Annotated in this window: 15 protein-coding genes; 13 read left to right on the top strand and 2 right to left on the bottom strand. The window is 64.4% G+C overall.

From position 1 onward, the window contains the following. Positions 1-352: 352 nt before the first annotated feature. Positions 353-1,408 (top strand): hypothetical protein, encoded by a 1,056-nt coding sequence (locus ACTQZK_RS06695; RefSeq protein WP_216529716.1) that lies wholly within the window; start codon positions 353-355, stop codon positions 1,406-1,408. Positions 1,409-1,785: 377 nt separating this feature from the next. On the opposite strand, the gene gdhA is transcribed toward ACTQZK_RS06695, so the two are convergent. Further along, the gene (gdhA, locus tag ACTQZK_RS06690) at positions 1,786-3,117 is read right to left on the bottom strand and encodes an NADP-specific glutamate dehydrogenase (protein WP_428420614.1); all 1,332 of its coding nucleotides are present in this window, start codon (positions 3,115-3,117) and stop codon (positions 1,786-1,788) included. Between the two features lie 238 nt (positions 3,118-3,355). On the opposite strand from gdhA, the gene ACTQZK_RS06685 reads away from it, so the two are divergent. Next, positions 3,356-4,711 (top strand): DUF2130 domain-containing protein, encoded by a 1,356-nt coding sequence (locus ACTQZK_RS06685; RefSeq protein WP_428420616.1) that lies wholly within the window; start codon positions 3,356-3,358, stop codon positions 4,709-4,711. Positions 4,712-4,795: 84 nt separating this feature from the next. Here the strand turns inward: ACTQZK_RS06685 and ACTQZK_RS06680 are convergent, their stop codons facing one another. Further along, positions 4,796-5,296 (bottom strand): YaiI/YqxD family protein, encoded by a 501-nt coding sequence (locus ACTQZK_RS06680; protein WP_216529494.1) that lies wholly within the window; start codon positions 5,294-5,296, stop codon positions 4,796-4,798. 300 nt (positions 5,297-5,596) lie between these two features. On the opposite strand from ACTQZK_RS06680, the gene dltA reads away from it, so the two are divergent. The 11 genes from dltA to whiA all read left to right on the top strand — a co-directional run bounded on the left by dltA (position 5,597) and on the right by whiA (position 18,101). Next, positions 5,597-7,147 (top strand): D-alanine--poly(phosphoribitol) ligase subunit DltA, encoded by a 1,551-nt coding sequence (gene dltA / locus ACTQZK_RS06675; RefSeq protein ID WP_428420619.1) that lies wholly within the window; start codon positions 5,597-5,599, stop codon positions 7,145-7,147. Between the two features lie 12 nt (positions 7,148-7,159). After that, positions 7,160-8,332 (top strand): D-alanyl-lipoteichoic acid biosynthesis protein DltB, encoded by a 1,173-nt coding sequence (dltB, locus tag ACTQZK_RS06670; protein ID WP_428420621.1) that lies wholly within the window; start codon positions 7,160-7,162, stop codon positions 8,330-8,332. Continuing rightward, positions 8,325-8,579, top strand: a complete 255-nt coding sequence (dltC, locus tag ACTQZK_RS06665) for a D-alanine--poly(phosphoribitol) ligase subunit DltC (RefSeq protein WP_114566922.1) — start codon at positions 8,325-8,327, stop codon at positions 8,577-8,579. Before dltB ends, dltC begins: the two co-directional genes overlap by 8 nt. Before the next feature lie 12 nt (positions 8,580-8,591). Then, positions 8,592-9,869 (top strand): D-alanyl-lipoteichoic acid biosynthesis protein DltD, encoded by a 1,278-nt coding sequence (gene dltD / locus ACTQZK_RS06660; RefSeq protein WP_216529497.1) that lies wholly within the window; start codon positions 8,592-8,594, stop codon positions 9,867-9,869. Beyond that, on the top strand, positions 9,866-10,039 hold the full coding sequence (locus ACTQZK_RS06655) for a hypothetical protein (protein ID WP_216529498.1): 174 nt from the start codon (positions 9,866-9,868) through the stop codon (positions 10,037-10,039). The genes dltD and ACTQZK_RS06655 overlap by 4 nt, the downstream gene beginning before the upstream one ends. A gap of 19 nt (positions 10,040-10,058) precedes the next feature. Beyond that, positions 10,059-11,693, top strand: coding sequence for a serine hydrolase domain-containing protein (locus ACTQZK_RS06650; protein ID WP_441899039.1), 1,635 nt, complete (start codon positions 10,059-10,061; stop codon positions 11,691-11,693). A gap of 114 nt (positions 11,694-11,807) precedes the next feature. Further along, positions 11,808-12,749: a lysine exporter LysO family protein gene (locus ACTQZK_RS06645; RefSeq protein WP_428421453.1), complete on the top strand. Its 942-nt coding sequence runs from the start codon at positions 11,808-11,810 to the stop codon at positions 12,747-12,749. Between the two features lie 103 nt (positions 12,750-12,852). After that, positions 12,853-15,117: an excinuclease ABC subunit UvrC gene (gene uvrC / locus ACTQZK_RS06640; RefSeq protein WP_428421414.1), complete on the top strand. Its 2,265-nt coding sequence runs from the start codon at positions 12,853-12,855 to the stop codon at positions 15,115-15,117. Continuing rightward, a complete protein-coding gene (gene rapZ / locus ACTQZK_RS06635) occupies positions 15,098-16,057 on the top strand; it encodes an RNase adapter RapZ (RefSeq protein ID WP_114566918.1) in 960 nt (319 codons plus the stop codon). The genes uvrC and rapZ overlap by 20 nt, the downstream gene beginning before the upstream one ends. Before the next feature lie 8 nt (positions 16,058-16,065). Further along, the gene (locus ACTQZK_RS06630) at positions 16,066-17,190 is read left to right on the top strand and encodes a gluconeogenesis factor YvcK family protein (protein ID WP_418831126.1); all 1,125 of its coding nucleotides are present in this window, start codon (positions 16,066-16,068) and stop codon (positions 17,188-17,190) included. Next, positions 17,169-18,101, top strand: coding sequence for a DNA-binding protein WhiA (gene whiA / locus ACTQZK_RS06625; protein WP_114566916.1), 933 nt, complete (start codon positions 17,169-17,171; stop codon positions 18,099-18,101). Before ACTQZK_RS06630 ends, whiA begins: the two co-directional genes overlap by 22 nt. The last annotated feature ends 10 nt before the right edge of the window (positions 18,102-18,111 follow it).

The following is an 18,111-nucleotide window of genomic DNA, read 5'->3' as shown; positions in this document are numbered from 1 at the left end:
GCGCCTGCTTCAGCCTGCGGACCTGCTTCAGCTTGCGCGCCTGCTTCAGCTTGCGTACCTGCTTCCAGCCGTGCGTCCACTTTGACCCGCGTGCCTTCCTCTAGCTGCGCGCTCGTCTCGGCCCGCCCGTTCGCCGTTTGCTTTCAGCCGCGATCCCGCTTTCGCCTTTGCCTGCGCGTGCATCGGCGCGGATGCACGCCTGCCGTCTTCTGGGCGTGGTTTTGCGAAAACCTTGCAGGAATCTAGCACGGGTCTAGCGGGAATCTAGCAGGAATCCAGCGCAAGATAACGTGAAGATAACGAAACGATTGTCCGCGAACATGAGGGGCGTTGCCCTTGCTAGTCTTAATATATGACTATATACATCAGCCATATAACAGCGTTGGAATGTTGGCGGTCGGGAAGGTTCGACGCCCGCCTTCGGGTGCCCTGCTCTGGAAAACGCGTTCGGCATCCCGTCGGATCGTCGGAGCTTATCGGCGATGCGGACAAGGCGGCGCGGGCTCGCAGCCGCGATGCCGATACCGCGGCGTTTTTCCAGGGCCGCAAGGCCGTAGATGTCGATCGCGCTCGCGGGGATTCCCTGCTTCTTGAAAGCGGATTGCCGCTCGGGCGCGTTTCTCGCGAATCGCCCGTGCATGTGGTCGTGCCCTGTACGTGCGATCGGATCGACCGCGTCGGCGTGCGCTGCCATGTTCATGCGCGCCCGTTTCCTCCTGGATCATTCGTGCGATTGGACGAAGATCTGTACGCGAGCTCGCCGGAGCTGTGCTTCGTGCAGATGGCTTCCGTCTTGCCTGCGTTGGAGCTTCTTGCCTTGGGATTCGAGTTGTGCGGAACGTACGCGCGCAACTGCGATGGGCGCACGCGGTACGGGAGGCCCATGCTTTTGACCACGGCGTCGGCCCTTGCTCGATACGTCGAATCTGCACGGGGAATTCCTGGCGCGGCTGCGGCTCGAAGAGTCCTCAAGCATTTGGTCGCCTGTTCCGCTTCGCCGCGCGAGACGGCTTTGACGTTGCTGCTTTGCCTTCCGCGAAGAATGGGCGGCTATGCGCTTTCGCATCCCGAATTGAATTATCGAATGGATGTGCCGGACGCGCGGCGAGATTGCACCGAAAAGGGATACTACTTATGCGATCTGTACTGGTCGCAAGCGAAGCTCGACGTTGAGTACGAAAGCGACGAGTACCATACCGGTCCTTCTCGGATCGCAAGGGATTCGGAACGTCGCGATGACTTGTCCCATCTGGGGGTGTCGGTGCGCACGATGACGAATCACCAGATCATGGATCTTGCTCGCTTCGACAAGGCGGCGCGTCAGCTTGCTGCTGCTTTAGGCGAGCGGGTTCGTCCGTACGATGGTTTCGCGCAAGCGTGCCGCATGCTGAGAGCCGCAGTGCTGTGAGTTGCCGTGAAGGGCTTTCGGGACGCTGCCGACTTTCGATCGGTTTTCGGACGCGTAGGGCCCATCTGTCAAAACGGACGAGTTTTGCTGGTCCTCAAACCAGGATAAAGCAAGCGGATAAGCTTCTGAACTGGGACAATGAAAATCGTGTGTTGGCGAGCAATCATAAAAAGGCGGAAAATCGCCGCAAAACTCGATCGTTTTGACAGGACTGCGCGAAATTCGACGTCGTGCGCACGGACTGCGTAAGATTCGACGTCGTGCGCACGGATTGCGCGATGGGCGCGCGGCGCGATCTTCGTGCGTTGGGTACCACGGGAACATGAAAAAGCCCGGCCAGTGATGACCGGGCTTTCGCTTTTGCTGGATGCTGCGGCTTACACCACGCCCTGCGCCATCATGGCGTCGGCGAGCTTCTTGAAGCCGGCGATGTTCGCGCCCATGACGTAGTTGCCTTCGTGGCCGAACTCGCGCGCGGCGTCGTCGGCTGCATGGTAGATGCTCTTCATGATGCCCTGCAGCTTGGCATCCACTTCCTCGAACGACCAGGACAGGCGCTCGGAGTTCTGCGACATCTCCAGGCCGGAGGTGGCCACGCCGCCGGCGTTGGCGGCCTTGCCGGGGCAGAAGGTCACGCCGTTGTCCAGGAAGTAATCGGTCGCGTCCATCGTGGTGGGCATGTTGGCGCCCTCGGCAACCACCTTGCAGCCGTTCGCGACCAGCTGCTGTGCATCCTCGATGAACAGCTCGTTTTGGGTCGCGCAGGGCAGCGCGATGTCCACGGGCACGCTCCACACGCCGCGGCCCTCGTGGTATTCCACGCCTTCGCGACGCTTCGCGTACTCGGAGATGCGGGCGCGCTCGACTTCCTTGATCTGCTTGACCAGGGCAACGTCGATGCCGTTGGGATCGTGGATCCAGCCGGTGGAGTCGCTGAGCGTGACTACCTTGGCGCCCAGCTGCTGGGCCTTCTGCGTGGCGTAGATGGCCACGTTGCCGGAGCCGGAGACCGACACCGTCTTGCCCTCGAAGGAGTCGCCGTGGCACTCCAGGTACTCCTGCACGAAGTAGATCAGGCCGTAGCCGGTCGCCTCGGTGCGGGCGAGCGATCCGCCGTAGGACAGGCCCTTGCCGGTAAGCACGCCTTCCCAGACATTCTTGATGCGCTTGTACTGGCCGAACAGGTAGCCGATCTCACGTGCGCCCGTGCCGATGTCGCCAGCCGGCACGTCGGTGTCGGCGCCGACGTGGCGCTGAAGCTCGGTCATGAAGCTCTGACAGAAGCGCATGACTTCCATGTCCGACTTGCCCTTCGGGTCGAAGTCGCAGCCGCCCTTGCCGCCGCCCATGGGAAGCGTGGTCAGGCTGTTCTTGAAGATCTGCTCGAAGCCCAGGAACTTGATGATGCCCAGGTTCACGGACGGATGCAGACGCAGGCCGCCCTTGTAGGGCCCCAGGCAACTGTTGTACTGCACGCGGAAGCCGCGGTTGACCTGCACCTTGCCCGCGTCATCGACCCAGGGGACGCGAAACATGATCACGCGCTCGGGTTCCACGATGCGCTCGAGCAGGCCGGCGGCCTCGTACTCGGGATGCGCCTCGATGACCGGCTCGAGGGAACGCAGCACCTCGGTGACCGCCTGGATGAACTCAGGCTGGCTGGCGTCCTTCGCCTTGACCTGCTCGATAACTCGATCGACGTAACTCAATTCGGACCTCCTTTGGGAAATGCAGTACGCAATAGCATCATTATAAAGAGAGCCGACCGCGCGCAATGATTATTTAAACGATTCGAAACAAACCTGTGCGCCGAAAGGTCGCGATCGAAGCGATTCGGGACGTCCGGCTCGTTGCGAATTTCAACGATGAATTGCTCGACTGTCCCCGTTGCGACCCTCTCGAAAACAATCGATGGGGTAGAATCGGGGCAAGAGATAAGGAGCGTGCATGAACGAGATCAAGTGCCCCCATTGCCAAACGGTGTTTCAGGTTGACGAGACCGGTTTCGCGGCCATCATGAAGCAGGTGCGCGACAGCGAATTCGACAAGGAAGTGCAACGGCACGAGCAGCTGCTGGCAACCGAAAAGAAGCAGGCTGTCGAGCTGGCGGTGGCGCAGGCTTTGGGAGCGGCGCAGGCGAAGGCCTCCGAGAAGGAGACCCGCATTGCCGAATTGGAGGCCAGACTGGACGCGGCGAAGCGCGAGAACGAAGCTCGGGAGCGCGTCGCGCAGGCCGAGCGCGAGCGTGCGCTTGCCGACATCGCGGCGGCGAAGGACGCTCGCATCGTCGAGCTCGAGCAGCGCTTGTCCGCGCAGCAGCACGCCAGCGAAACCGAGAAGCAGCTGGCCGTGCAGCAGGCGCGCACCGAGATCGAACGCGAGCGCGATGCCCTGGCTGCCCAGGTGGCGCTCAAGGACGCCGAGCGCATCCAGGTTGAAAGCGCGCTCAAGGAGCAGCTGTCCATTGAGCTGAAGGCGAAAGACGACATCATCGCGTACAAGGAAAACGAGATCGAGCGCTATCGCGACATGAAGGCGCGCTTGTCCACCAAAATGGTGGGCGAGTCGCTTGAGCAGCATTGCGAGACCGAGTTCAACAAGATTCGCGCAACGGCGTTCCCGCGGGCGTATTTCGAGAAGGACAACGATGCATCCGGCGGCTCGAAGGGCGACTTCATCTTCCGGGAGTGCGACGAGGCGGGCAACGAGATCGTGTCTATCATGTTCGAGATGAAGAACGAATCCGACGACCCGTCCCGCCACCATCGAAACGACGAGTTCTTCAAGAAGCTCGACGCCGATCGCACGAAGAAGGGATGCGAGTACGCGGTGCTCGTGTCGCTTTTGGAGCCGGACAGCGAGCTGTACAACCAGGGAATCGTGGACGTGTCGTATCGGTACGAGAAGATGTACGTCGTTCGCCCCCAGTTCTTCCTGCCCATGATCTCCATTCTGCGCAACGCCGCGCTCAACTCGCTTGCCTACAAGGCGGAGCTGGCCGTGGTGCGCAACCAGAACATCGACATCACGAACTTCGAAGAGCAGATGGAGACGTTCAAATCGGGTTTCGCGCGCAACTACGACCTGGCCAGCCGCCGCTTTCAGACGGCTATCGACGAGATCGACAAGACCATCACGCACCTGCAGAAAACCAAAGAGGCCCTGCTTTCCTCCGAGAACAATCTGCGCCTGGCGAACAACAAGGCGCAGGACTTGACTATCAAGCGTCTGACCAGGAACAACCCCACTATGAAAGCCGCGTTCAAAGCGCTTGAGGGTGGTAACGCCGACGTTTCCGAATAGGTGCGGCTTGCTGGTTTCCGGGCGGCGGGATGGGGTGTGCCGCCCGATTTCGCTTTCCGGAGCCTTGCCGCCGTCGACGCTGCGCTAGCGCTCGTCCCCGTCGCGAAGCGACTCGTCCACCAGGCGCCGCAGGTTCGCCGCGAAGCGTTCGCGATCCTCGTCCTCGAACGCTGCAGGGCCCTTCGTCCTGCCGCCTTGTCGACGGACGTTCTTCTCGAGGTGGCGTATCTGCATGTCGGCGTCGATGGTCGCGCGCGAGTACACGCGCCCTCGCACGCCGATGGCCCGCGCGCTGCGGCCGAGCACCATGGCCGCAAGGCCGATGTCCTGCGTCACCACGATATCGCCGGGCTTCAGTTCCTGCACAATGGCGAAATCGGCCGCATCGGCGCCGATGCCCACGGCAAGGGTGTCGACCCAGAATCCGTCGGTGGGCTGCCGGGGGTCGCTTCGTCGCACGTGCCGAAGCAGGTTCTGCGTTGAGTTGCCCGCGATAACGACGGGGATGTTGCGGTTTCGCGCGATGTTGACGGCCTCGGCGGTGACGGGGCAGGCGTCGGCGTCGATGTACACGGTGGGCTTCATGGACCTGCTTTCTCTTGGGTTGGTTCAGTATAGCGGCAGGCATCCCAGGTTGCGAACCCGCGCGCTTCCGCATAGGCCCGAAGCCCAAGGCGCGTGCTGCGCGGTTGTCGACCCGCTGCGCGCATCGTCGGTTCGCTGTCGTGCGCAGCATGTGAAGGCGCAGCTTTTTGAGCGTCGGTTCGGTTACCGATTTGTGCTCAGTCTGTGACCTCGATGCGTCGTAGATATTCGAAGTCTATCTTGAACCCCGGTCGCATGGGGCGGCTTGGCGCGCAACGGGGCGAGAGAAGAGGCGAGCGTATGGCGAACGAGAACGGGTTTTTGCTGGAGGTCGAGCGATGGGCGCAGACGACGCCGGATGCTTTGGCCTATCGTGCAGACGACGCAACCATGACCTATGCCGAGCTGTGGACTATGTCCGATGCCGTGGCGTGCACGCTGCGCGAGCGTTCGGGCGATCGCGAGCCGGTCGTCGTCCTGGGGCATAAGGGCCCCTTGATGATCGTCGGGTTTCTGGGCTGCTTGAAAAGCGGGCACGCCTTCGTGCCCGTCGATGTTGAGATGCCGGCGTCTCGGTTGGCCGACATCGCTTCCCAGCTGGGGGAACCGTTGCTGTTGACCGCCGTGGAGCTGCCTTGCGCGTTGCGGGAGCTGACATGCGAGGACCGCGTCGTGGATGCGCGCGAGGTTGCGCGTCTGCCGTTCGACCGTGCGAGCGTCCCCGACCGCTCCTGCTGGGTTTCCGGCGAGGAGACGCATTACCTCATCTTCACGTCCGGCTCGACCGGGCGACCCAAGGGCATCGAGGTGAGCGCGGACAACGTGGCGAACTTCATGCGGTGGCTCCGCACGTTTCCGGTGGTGTCGGACGGTGCGCGTGTGTTCCTGGACCAGCCGCCGTACTCGTTCGATCTGTCGCAGTACGAAGTGGTGGGCGCGCTGTCGACCGGCGGGTGCCTGCACGCGGTTTCGCGTGAGAAAACCGAGGATGCGCGCATGCTGTTCGAGGACCTGCGCGCCTCGGGCGTGCAGGTGTGGGTTTCCACGCCGTCGTTCGCCGATCTATGCCTGGCGGATCCTTCGTTCGACCAGGCGCTTCTTTCCGACGTTCGCATGTTTCTCTTTTGCGGGGAGACCTTGCACCATGCGACGGCCGAGGACTTGGTCCGTCGGTTTCCGCAGGCGCTCGTCGTGAACACCTACGGGCCCACCGAGTCCACCGTGGCGGTAACGTACGCCGAAATCGGTCCCGCCGAGCTTGCGGATGCGGCCCCCTTGCCGGTGGGGCGTCCTCGTCCGGGGACCGAGCTGCGCATCGTGAACCCCGAAACGGGGGCGCCGTGCGAGCCGGGGCGAAGCGGCGAGATCGTCATCGTGGGGGACACGGTGGCGAAAGGCTACTACCGCAATCCCGATAAAACCGCCGAGGCGTTCTCATGGTCGCTGCGTTCCGACGGCCGCAAAATGCGGGCGTATCGTACGGGCGACCTGGGTCGATTGGACAAGGAGGGCGTGCTGCACTGCGAAGGCCGATTCGACGCGCTGGTGAAGGTGAACGGGTTTCGCATCGAGCTTGAGGACGTGGAAAGGAACATCGTTTCATTGCCGCAGGTGAAGCAAGCTGTCGTAGTGCCGGTGCTGCGCCGCGGGCGCGTTTCCCACCTGAAGGCATGCGTGGTGCTGGATGCTTCGGCTGCTGCGCTCGACGCCTTCGACGCTCGCCAGGAGATTCGGCGCGGTCTGGCCGAGCTCGTTCCTGCGTACATGGTGCCGCGCACCGTGAAGCTGTTCGACGAGCTGCCGCTGACCTGCAACGGCAAGCTTGATCGAAAAGCCCTGGTCGAGGCGTAGCAGGTCGCGCGCATGTCGTTTTACGCCGACCCCAGCTTTTTCGTGGCGCTGGCCGCAGCGGTAGCGGGCGCAGCTTTCCTCGGCCTGCGCGAGAAGCCGCTCAAGCGCTACGGCCTGGCGGTGTCCGTAGTGCTGCTGGCGTGCTTGTTCTCGAAGGACGTCGCCGGCCTTGCGCTCGCGGCGGGGTTCGTGCTGGCGGCCGTAGTGTGCATGCGGTGGCTCTCGGCCGACCCGAAGTCGAACGCGCGCTTCTATGCGGCCGTTGCCGTCACGCTCGTGCCGCTCGTGTCCGCGAAGGCGGGCGCGGTGTTCGATCAGAATCTGCTGGGCTTCTTGGGCGTTTCCTACATTACGTTCAAGGCGCTGCAGGTGCTCTTCGAAATTCGCGACGGCCTCATCGAGCGGATGAACCTGTTCGATTACGTGTACTTCCTGCTGTTCTTCCCCGTGTTCACGTCCGGCCCCATCGACCGTTCCCGCCGTTTCGCGCAGGATGCCGACGCGGTGCGGACGCGCGACGAGTACGCGGGCCTGCTCGCGCGCGGCATCCTGCTGCTGCTCGTGGGAATGGCGTACACGTTCGTGATCGCGGTGTGGCTGCATCGCCTGTACGCACCGACCGCATGGGGCGGCGGCCCGTTTCTTGCGGAGCTGGGCGCGCAGGTTCAGACCGCGTACGTGTACGGCCTGTACCTGTTCTTCGACTTTGCAGGGTACAGCCTCATGGCGATGGGCGCTAGCTACTGCTTCGGCATTCGCACGCCGCGCAACTTCCGCGCGCCGTTCGCGTCGATCGACATCAAGGATTTTTGGAACCGGTGGAACATCACGCTCTCGTTTTGGCTGCGCGACTTCGTGTTCATGCGGTTTTCGCGCCTGGCGCTCAAGAAGCGCTGGTTCGAAAGCCGCCTGACCACGGCGTGCTGGGGCTTCGTGTTCGACATGGTGCTTATGGGCGCTTGGCACGGCCTGACACTGAACTACCTTTTGTACGGCTTGTACCACGGCTTGCTGCTGGCGGGTACGGAGGCGTTTCAGAAGAAATCGAAGTTTTACAAGCGGCATAAGAAAGAACCCTGGTTCAAGGCGCTATCCTGGTTCGTCACGCTGCAGTTGGTGATGATCGGGTTCGCGCTGTTCTCGGGGCAGGCAACGATGCTCGTGAAAGGAGCGATCAATGGGTAGCGTCACGCACGATCAGCTTGAGGAGCGCATGCTCTGCATTTTGGAGGATATCTGCGACGATGACGAGGTGCGCGAGCGCCGAAGCGAGGATCTGTTCGCGCTCGGCCTTTTGGACTCTATGGGGGCTATCGAGCTTTTGGTGACCATCGAGGAGGAGTTCGGCGTGTCCATTGCCCCTACCGAGGTGGAACGCGACGAGATGAACACGGTGGATTTGATCATTCGCCAAGTGGAGATCCGCCTGTAGGCGGGCGGGACCATGGCGAAAGGGGCATCGACCGGCTTTACGGGCATGGCCTTGCTGCGCGGCGTGGTTGCGGCGCTGCTCGCAGCCGTGCTGGCGTTCGCGGGGTTTTGCGCCTGGGGGCTGCCCCGGCAAACCGATCACGATCCGACACGGCTCTACGATTACGTGTATTCGGGCGTGAAGGCCGAGAGCACCGCGTTCACGCTGTCTTCGATGAGCGCGGACGGCCACCTGGCGTTCGGATCGTCGGAGTTCTACATTTCGAAGGACGAGGTCGCGCAGTGCCCGCAGGCGGTGTTTGGCGAGAACGTGACCGGAGTGGATCTGACTTTCGTCGGCGAAGCGTACGATCAAAGCCTATGGCAAGCTGTTGCGGCCGGTGCGTACGGCGACAAGGTCAAGAACAAGAAGGTCATGATCGTGGTGTCGCCGCAATGGTTCTTCAAGGGCAACGGGGCGCAGGCGAAGTTCCCCTCGAAGTTCTCGTACAGCCTGTACCGGCAGTTCGCGGACAACCCGCGTCTGTCCGAGAAAACGAAGGCCTACGTTCGATCCCGCATGGCGGCCCTTGGGGTCAACGCGGGGCAGCTTGCCGCGGCCAACAGGGACACGCCGTTCGACGCCGTGAACGATGCGGCGTATTCGCTTGCGGAAGACGCGCGCATTCGCAGCCGCTTGCCCCAGGTGATCGAGCAGGCTCCGCACAAGAGCGCTGCTCGTGCGATCGGCAACCCAACGGGCGAACCCGACTGGAGGGCCCTGCTGTCGCAGGCGGATGCATCCGGCGCCGCCGCCTGCACCACCAACCCGTACGGCATCTACGACGCCTATTGGCAGAAGAACTCCCGCTACAACGTGGAACGCGGGCAGAACTTCACGGAGGCGAATGCCGAATACGACGACCTCTCGTGCTTTTTGGACGTGTGCCGCGAAACGGGACTGGAGCCGCTTGTGGTGATCCTGCCGATGCACGGCGCCTGGTACGACCGCGAGGGAGTCGCGGCCGATGTGCGCAGCGCGTTCTACGATCGCGTGCGCGGCGCGTGCGATGCGGCGGGGGCTGCGTACGCCGACTTCTCCAGCTGCGAGTACGAGAAGTACTTTCTGTGCGATACCGTGCATCCCGGCTGGCGCGGCTGGGTGCGCATCGAGCAGGCGTTCTACGATTTCGCGAACGGGCGCGACGATGCGTTTCTGGGCGGGGCCGGCTTCGGCCGGGCCGAGGGCTTGGCTTCGGCGGGCGATGCGGGCGCCTCGCTTGCCGGTGTAACCGACGGGAGCGCATCGTGAGCCGGCTTCGTCGGTGGGCGGACGGTGTGCGCGACGCGGCGCGACGGCGTCCCGGACTGCTGGTTGCGGCGGCCGGCGCAGCCGTGGTCGCCCTGGTCGTCCTGCTCGCCTGGTTCATCGTGTTCTCCGGCTTTTCCCAACCGGTTCAATTCGTATACGACAGTTTCTAGGAAGCCGGGTGCGATCGTGATGGCGAACGGGATGGCGATTATCGGCAGGCGTGCGGCGATTGCGGCCTTTTTGGCGCTTTCGTGCATCGGTGCAGCTGTCGGCTGCGCACCTGTCGTCGACGTGCCCGACCAGGAGCCCGATCTTGCGGCGCCCTCCGACGAGCCTGCGGATCTTGGCGTCGAAGACGGCGGCGACCTGGGGGATTTGGCCGACGAAGCGCCTCCCCAGGGGATGGAGCCCGAAGGCGGCGCGCTTGCGGTTCGGCTCGATTCCTACCTGGACGACAACGCGTCCCGCACGGGCGTGCCGGGCGTTGCCGTGGCCGTGGTGGATGCTTCGGGCGTCCGGTACCTGCGCACGCTGGGGGATTGCCCGGATGCCGAGGCGCTTTTCACGATGGGGTCGCTTAGCAAGTCGTTCACGGCTCTTGCGGTGATGCAGCTGGTGGAGGCGGGGGAGGTGGACCTCGATGCGCCGGCCTCGTTGTACGTGCCGCAGTACGGCGCGCCGCCCGAGGTCACGGTACGATCCCTGCTCAACCAGACGAGCGGGTTCGGGTACTACGATGCGCTCGCCGATGCGCGCAAGGGCGCGTCGTTCGGGACGTTCTCGTACGCGAACGCCAACTACGATTTGCTCGGCCGCATCGTCGAAGCGGCTTCGGGGCAGGAGTACGCGGCGTACCTGCGCGATCACGTGCTTCTTCCCCTTGGGATGGACCGCTCGACGGCTGACGGCGAGATCGCGCGGGAAAAGGGCATGGCGCCCGGCCATCGCGGTTGGTTCGGCGTGCCCGTAGCCGATGGGTTCGCGCACGCGTCAAGCGACGAGGCGTGGGGAGCCGCTCCGTCGGGCTACGTGGCGGCGAGCGTTTCCGACATGGCGCGCTATCTGCGGATGTACCTCAACGGCGGGCGAAGCGACGCGGGGGAGCGCGTGATCTCGCCGCAGGGAATCGAGTCGATGTTCATGGACCGCGTTCCCGATCCCGAAGGCGACACGTACTACGGCATGGGCTGGACGTCGTTTTCCTGGGACGACGGGGAGACGGTGCTGTCCCATGACGGGCAGGTGGAGAACTACGTGGCAAGCATGTGCCTGCTGCCCGAGCGCGGTTTGGGCGTGGTGGTGCTGGGCGATGCGAGCGATCACGCGGGCGGCGACAACCTGTTCTTCGAGCTGGCGAACGGCGTGGTGGCTGCGGCGGTGGGCGCCGATCCAGACCCGGTCGACGCTTCGTGGGTGCGGGTGGCGCACGCGCGCAACGACGTGCTGTACGCCTGCGTCCTGCTGGCGAGCGCAGCGCCGCTGGGGTTGCTGCGGCGGTGGACGCGCCGCATGCGCGCGACGTGCGTATCGCAGGCGTCGCCGGCGCTGCGGTTGCGCGCGAGGCGGATGCTGGTCGCGCGCGCCGTCGTCCTGCACGTCGTCGCGCCGCTTGCGGTTCTGGCGCTTCCCATCCTGCGCGGGGTGCCGTGGCGCGACGTGCTCACGTTCGCTCCCGACGTGGCTGCGGTGCTGGGGGCAAGCGCGGCGCTCCTTGCTGCGGGCGGCGCCGCCAAGCTGGCGGTAGCCGTGCGCATGGGGCGCGGGCGGGTTCGCGCCGCTGCGCCTCCGGCGAAGGAGAGCCGACCGCGCTCCCGGCGAACCTGAAGCCCCGCGGCTTCGCGGCGCGAACCGAGCGCATGCCCCGCGAACCTGAAACCCCGTAGCGCCGCTTTGCGCTACAATGGATGCTTTCGCAGCAAAGGGGGATCAAGGTTGGAAGTGCTCGTCATCATGGCCGTGGGCGTGCTCGTGGGCGCAACGGTGTTCCCCGCGCGCCTCAAAGGCGCGAACGAGAAGCTGACGCTGCTGTTCACGGCGTTGCTCATCTTCTCGATGGGGGCTTTGCTGGGAGGGCGCGACACGTTTCTGGAGGAGCTGGGCACCGTCGGGTGGGCGAGCGCCCTGTTCTGCCTGGTGCCGGTGGCTCTTTCGACCTTGGTCGTGTACGGCCTGACGAACTGGCTCATGAGCGACATAACCCGCAAAGCGGCCGGTCCGAACGTGGTCGCTGCGCAGGAGGCGCCGGCGGCGGGGGAGCCTGCCGGCAACGGCGAAGCCGTCATGATCGGCATGGCGGTGGGGGCGCTTGTGCTGGGGATAGCCTACGGGCTGGCGGGCGTGCACCTTGCGCCGCTCGACGCGCTGGCCGACCATTCCGACCTGATCCTGTACGGCCTCATGCTGTTCGTGGGCATCAGCGTGGGCGGCAGCCGCGGCCTTTTGGGCAAGCTGCGGCAGTATCACGTGCGCGTGCTCATCATTCCCTTCGGCATTGTGGTCGGATCGATCGCGGGCGGTTTGCTGTGCGCTCCCTTGACGGGGCTTTCCCTGCCGACGGGAGGCGCCATCGCGTCGGGATTGGGCTGGTACAGCTTGTCGGGCGTCATGATGACCGAGATCGCCGGCGCGCAGGTGGGCAGCATCACGTTCTTGTCGAATCTGCTGCGCGAGTTGGTGTCGTTCTTCTGCATCCCCTGGATCGCCCGGCACCTCAACTACCCTACGTGCATCGCGCCCGCCGGCGCAACGAGCGAGGATACCACGCTGCCCATGCTCATTCGCTGCACGAACGGCGAGACGGTGGTGCTCTCGGTGCTCAACGGCGTTATCTGCTCGGCGATGGTCCCGGTTCTGATAGAGGCGTTCCACCCGTTCATATAGCGGTGCGCGGGCCGCGTTGACGGCCCGCTCCCAAACATGAATCGTTTGTTCGCGCGGCGGCGGCTCGGCCGGTGCGCAACGGGGCTTTGCTATACTGCCGTTCATGGACGAATACCTCGACAAACCCATCAAGACGAATGCTGCGAACGAAGAAGGGGAAGCTGCCGATTCGGCCGGCTTTTCCGAACTCGACGACGGCGACGCCCTTGGCTTCGACAACCTGGATCAGCCGGCGGGACAGCGCTCGCGCATCGAGCGCGAGCAGCATCGCTGCGACCTCGACCAGGCGACGCGCGAATTCGGCTCCGCCGCCTCGGCCGACGGGAAGCCGACCTTGCCGGAAGGCCGGGCGGCAACGGCCAAGCTCGAACGCATCAAGCAGGAGCTCAACGCCGTGCCCGCGCTGCCGGGCGTGTACCTATGGAAAGACAAGTCCGGCCAGGTCATCTACGTAGGCAAGGCGAAGCAGCTGCGCGCGCGCATGCGCCAGTACGTGAACTTCCAGGACGAGCGCGCCAAAATACCCTTGCTGGTCGACCAGATCGACAGCTTCGACTACATCGTGGTGGAGAACGAGCACGAATCTCTCGTGCTGGAAAAGAACCTCATCAACCAGCACAGCCCGTTCTTCAACGCCGACTTCAAAGACGACAAGTCGTACCCGTTCATCGCGCTCACGAAAGGCGACGTGTTTCCCGCCATCAAGTACACGCGCGAGAAGCACAAGCCCGACACGAAGTACTTCGGCCCCTATACCGACAGCCGCGCCGCGCGCGACATGGTGGACATCGCGCGGCGCGTCGTGCCGTTGTGCGCCACGTCGTGCGCCGATTGGCGTCAGCTCAAGCGCAGGCTGGAGAAGAACCCGCTCGCGCTCATGGCAAGCGACGCGCGCCCGTGCTTCGATGCGCACGTGGGCTTGGGGCCCGGCGCGTGCTGCGGCGCGGTGACGCCCGAAGAGTACCAGGTCAACGTGAAGCGCATCGGACGATTCTTGTCCGGGCAGCATCGGGAGTTCGTCGACGAGCTGACCGCCGACATGCAGGCTGCGGCCGAAGAGCTCGACTTCGAGCGCGCCGCGCGCATCAAGGCGCGCATCGACACCATCAACAGCCTGACCGACAAGCAGCATGCCGTGTCCACGCGCAACCTGGACGCCGACGTGGTGGGCATCTTCCGCGAGGAGACCATCGCCGGCGTGCACGTGTTCATGGTGCGCGAGGGCCGTATCATCAACTCGAACGAGTTCGTGCTGAACCGCGGCAAAGACGTGCCCGACGACGACCTGCTGCACATGTTCCTGCTGCGCTACTACGACGCCACCACGTCCATTCCGCATGAGATCATCGTGCGCGACGAGCCCGAGGACGAAGAGGCTATGGAAGCATGGCTCACCGAGAAGCTGGCAAGCCCCCATGGCGCGAAGGTGCGGTTCACGGCGCCGCGCAAAGGCGAGAAGCACGAGCTTGTGAGCATGGCCGAGACGAACGCGAAGCACACGCTCATGCGCTACAAAGTGCGCACCAATTACGAGGACAAGCGCATCAACGAGGCGCTTCTTCAGCTGGAAAGCGCGTTGGCCCTCGACGAGCCTCCCCTGCGCATCGAATGCTTCGACATCTCCACCATTCACGGTTCCTACACGGTGGCCTCCATGGTGGTGTTCACGAACGGCAAGCCCGACAAGAACCAGTACCGTCGCTTCAAGATCAAGACGCCGCTCGACGAGGCGAACGACTTTTTGAGCATGCAGGAGGTGATGAGCCGCCGCTACGCGCCCGAGCGCATGGCGGACGAGCGCTTCGGAAGCAAGCCGGATCTCATCATCCTCGACGGCGGCAAGCCGCAGCTGTCCGCGGCGCTCGAGATGTTCGACAAGCTGGGAATCCGCGACATTGCGTTGTGCGGCCTGGCGAAACGCGACGAAGAGCTGTTCGTTCCCTGGCAGGACACGGGCCCGGTGGTGCTGCCGAGCGGTTCCGCGTCCCTGTATTTGGTGAAACAGGTGCGCGACGAGGCCCACCGCTTCGCCATCACGTTCCACCGGGAGCTGCGCGGCAAGGGCATGACCGCCTCCATCCTCGACGACGTGACGGGCCTTGGACCCGTGCGCAAAAAGGCGCTGCTCAAGCACTTCAAATCGTTTAAGAACCTCAAAGACGCCGCCCTTGACGACATCAAAGCGGCGCGCCTTGTGCCCGAAGAGGTGGCTGAGGAGCTGTACCGCGTGCTTCAGCAGTATAATAGGGAGCGAAAGGACGTGCGCGTCGTGGGCGGCGCGCAGCAATGCGAATCCGACGCGCTTGCCAGCACGGGCGAGCGCTCCCGTACCGACGAAGGGATTGCTGATGAGCGAATCGACGGTTGACCTTGAGCACATGCCCGAGCTCGTCATCGTGAGCGGCATGAGCGGCGCCGGCCGCACCGAGGCGATGCACGTGTTCGAGGACCTGGACTACTTCTGCGTGGACAATCTGCCCTCCAGCCTGATCGGGAACCTGCTCGAGCTTACCGGCATGCCCGGCCAGCCCGACGAGCGGCGACGCCTGGCCGTGGTGTGCGACGCGCGCAACCGCGATTTCTTCGCCAGCTTGACAAGCGAGCTCAAAAAGCTCAAGGAGCGCGGGCTCGATTACCGCGTCCTGTTCCTGGACGCCGACGACGAGAAGCTGATCGCGCGGTACAAGTCCAGCCGCCGCCGTCACCCGCTTTCCGCCGACGGGGCGTCCATCGCTCAGGGCATCGTGCGCGAGCGCGACCTGCTGTTCGAGCTGCGCGAGAGCGCGCATCACGTCATCGACACCACTGACATGCTGCCGCCGCAGCTGCGCACCACCATCCGCGCTCTGTTCGCACCCGGCGAGGACCGCACGGGCCTGCAGGTCACGGTGTACTCGTTCGGGTTCAAGCACGGCGCGCCTCTTGACGCCGACCTGGTCATGGACGTGCGCTTCCTGCCGAACCCGTACTACGATCCCCAGCTGCGCCCCTTGACGGGCCTGGACGCGCCGGTGCGCGACTTCGTGCTGTACCGCCCCGAGACCGAGGAGTTCCAGAAGCGCTGGCGCGCGCTGCTCGATTGCGTGATGCCGGGCTACGTGGCCGAGGGCAAGCAGCAGCTGGCCATCGGCATCGGATGCACGGGCGGCCAGCATCGCAGCGTGGCGCTGGCGGAGGCCACGGCCGACTACCTCAAGGCGAAGGGCTACCGCGTGAGCATCGCCCATCGCGACCTCAAGCTGGCCGAAGGGGCCGACGGTTTGCTGGTGACGGATTCCGCCGCTGCGGCTCCGGTCGCCGGGCGCTAGGGCTTTGCATGGCAACGCAACCGTTCTCGCATGATCCGTCCCTGACGGCCGCTTTCGCCTCGCTGGGCACGCCGAGCGCGGCGTCCGCCGTCGACGAGCACGTGCGCGCCGTCGTGATAGGCGGCGGCACGGGCGCGCCGGTGTCCATCCGCACGCTGCTGTCGATGGGCGTCGAAACGAGCGCCGTCGTGGCGATGGCCGACGACGGCGGATCGACCGGCATCCTGCGCGAAGAGGCCGACGTCACGCCTCCCGGCGACGTGCGCAAGTGCATCGCCGCTATGGCGGCCGATCCGAGCGACCCTTTGACCAAGGCGTTCAAGTATCGGTTCTCGTTTGCGCGCAACCACACCCTGGGCAACCTCATGCTGTCGGCATTGGAGGATGCGGCAGGGTCGTTTCCCCAGGCTATCGCTATATGCGAGCGGTTGCTGCAAGCGCGGGGGCACGTGTACCCGTCAACGCTCGATCGGGTGTCGCTTGCCGCGCGCACGCGCGACGGGCGCATTTTAGAGGGTCAGGCGGTGGCGTGCCATTCGCGCACCGCGCTCGAATGCGTGCGGCTTCGCGCCGAGCGCGGCGTGGTACCCTACGAGCCTGCGCTCGAGGCCATTCGCAACGCGGACCTCATCGTGCTGGGGCCGGGTTCCCTGTTCACGTCCATCATCCCGAACCTGCTGGTTCCCGGCGTGGTGGACGCCATACGCGCATCGAAGGGCAGCACGTTGTTCGTGTGCTCGCTCGCCGACATGCAGGGGGAGACGTGGGGCCTTGCCGCCCGCGAGCACGTGGATGCCCTCATGGATCACGGCATGCGCGGGCTGCTCGATTACGTGCTGGTGCATACGCCGGTGCCGTTGCGGCCCGATAGTCCGGCGACGGGCCTGTTCAGTGCCTTGGCCGGTGCCGAGCCGGAGCACGCTTCGACATCGGACATGGGCGATTTGGAGCTGTCGCAGCGGGTGCGTCCCGTGCGCGTCAGCTATCAGGACGTGCAGGCCATCCAGGCGCGCGGCCCGGTGGTCATCGCGCGCAACCTGGTGGATGCGTTGCGGCCTACCTGGCATGATCCGGCTGCGTTGCGGGAAGCGTTTTCGGGGGTGTTGCGCCTATGTCGTTCACGGCGGAAGTAAAAGACGAGCTGGCTCGCGTTCCACCCACCTGCTCGCATTGCGAGAAGGCGACGCTGGCGGCGCTCGTGCGCATCGAGGGCACGCTGTTCTTCAGCGGGCAGGGCAAGTACCGCATCGAGATCGCGACGGACGTCCCGTCCGTCGCGCGCCTGGTCATCAAGCTGCTGCACGAGCTGTACCACCTGGAGACGAACCTCACGGTGCGCCGCAGCGTGCTGCACAAGACGCCGAACTACCTTATCGAGGTGCCTTCCCAGGCGCGCTTGGCGGAATCGCTCGTCGACATGGGCGTGCTTTCCGCCGAGGGCGGCCTGATGATGGGGCTCACCTCGGATCTGGTGGCGAAGGAATGCTGTACTGCGGCTTATTTGCGCGGTGCGTTTTTGGGAAGCGGGTTCGTCTCGGATCCGCGCGGCGACTTCCATTTCGAGATCACGGTCGAAAACGAGGACTTGGCCGACAGCCTGGTGAGCCTGCTGGAGCGCAAGGGCATCAACGCGCGCGTCATGCAGCGGCGCAGCTCGTACATGGTCTACCTTAAAAGCGGCGCGGCCATCCTGGAGTTTCTGGCCTTCGCGGGAGCTCATCAAAGCGCGCTCGCCATGGAGAACGCGCGCGTCATCAAGAGCGTGCGCAACGACGTGAACCGGCAGACCAACGCCGAGATAGCGAATCAGGCCAAAGCGGCCAACGCTTCCGTTGACCAGCTGTACGCGATCCGTATGGTGCTGGAGGCGCACGGCATGGAGAACCTGCCGCCGGCGTTGCAGGAGTTCATCAAGCTGCGGGTCAGGTATCCCGACGCCACCCTCAAAGAGTTGGGGGAGCGAGCGAACCCTCCGCTGTCCAAAAGCGCCGTTTACCACCGCGTTCGCCGGATCGAGCAGATGGCGAAAGAGGTGCGCGGGTAGGGGCCCCGCG

The organism is Paraeggerthella sp. LCP19S3_G8, assembly GCF_052119225.1.
Classification (GTDB): Bacteria; Actinomycetota; Coriobacteriia; order Coriobacteriales; family Eggerthellaceae; genus Paraeggerthella; species Paraeggerthella hominis.
Note: the sequence above shows the minus strand (reverse complement) of the source record. Positions and strands in the feature narration are given on the sequence as shown.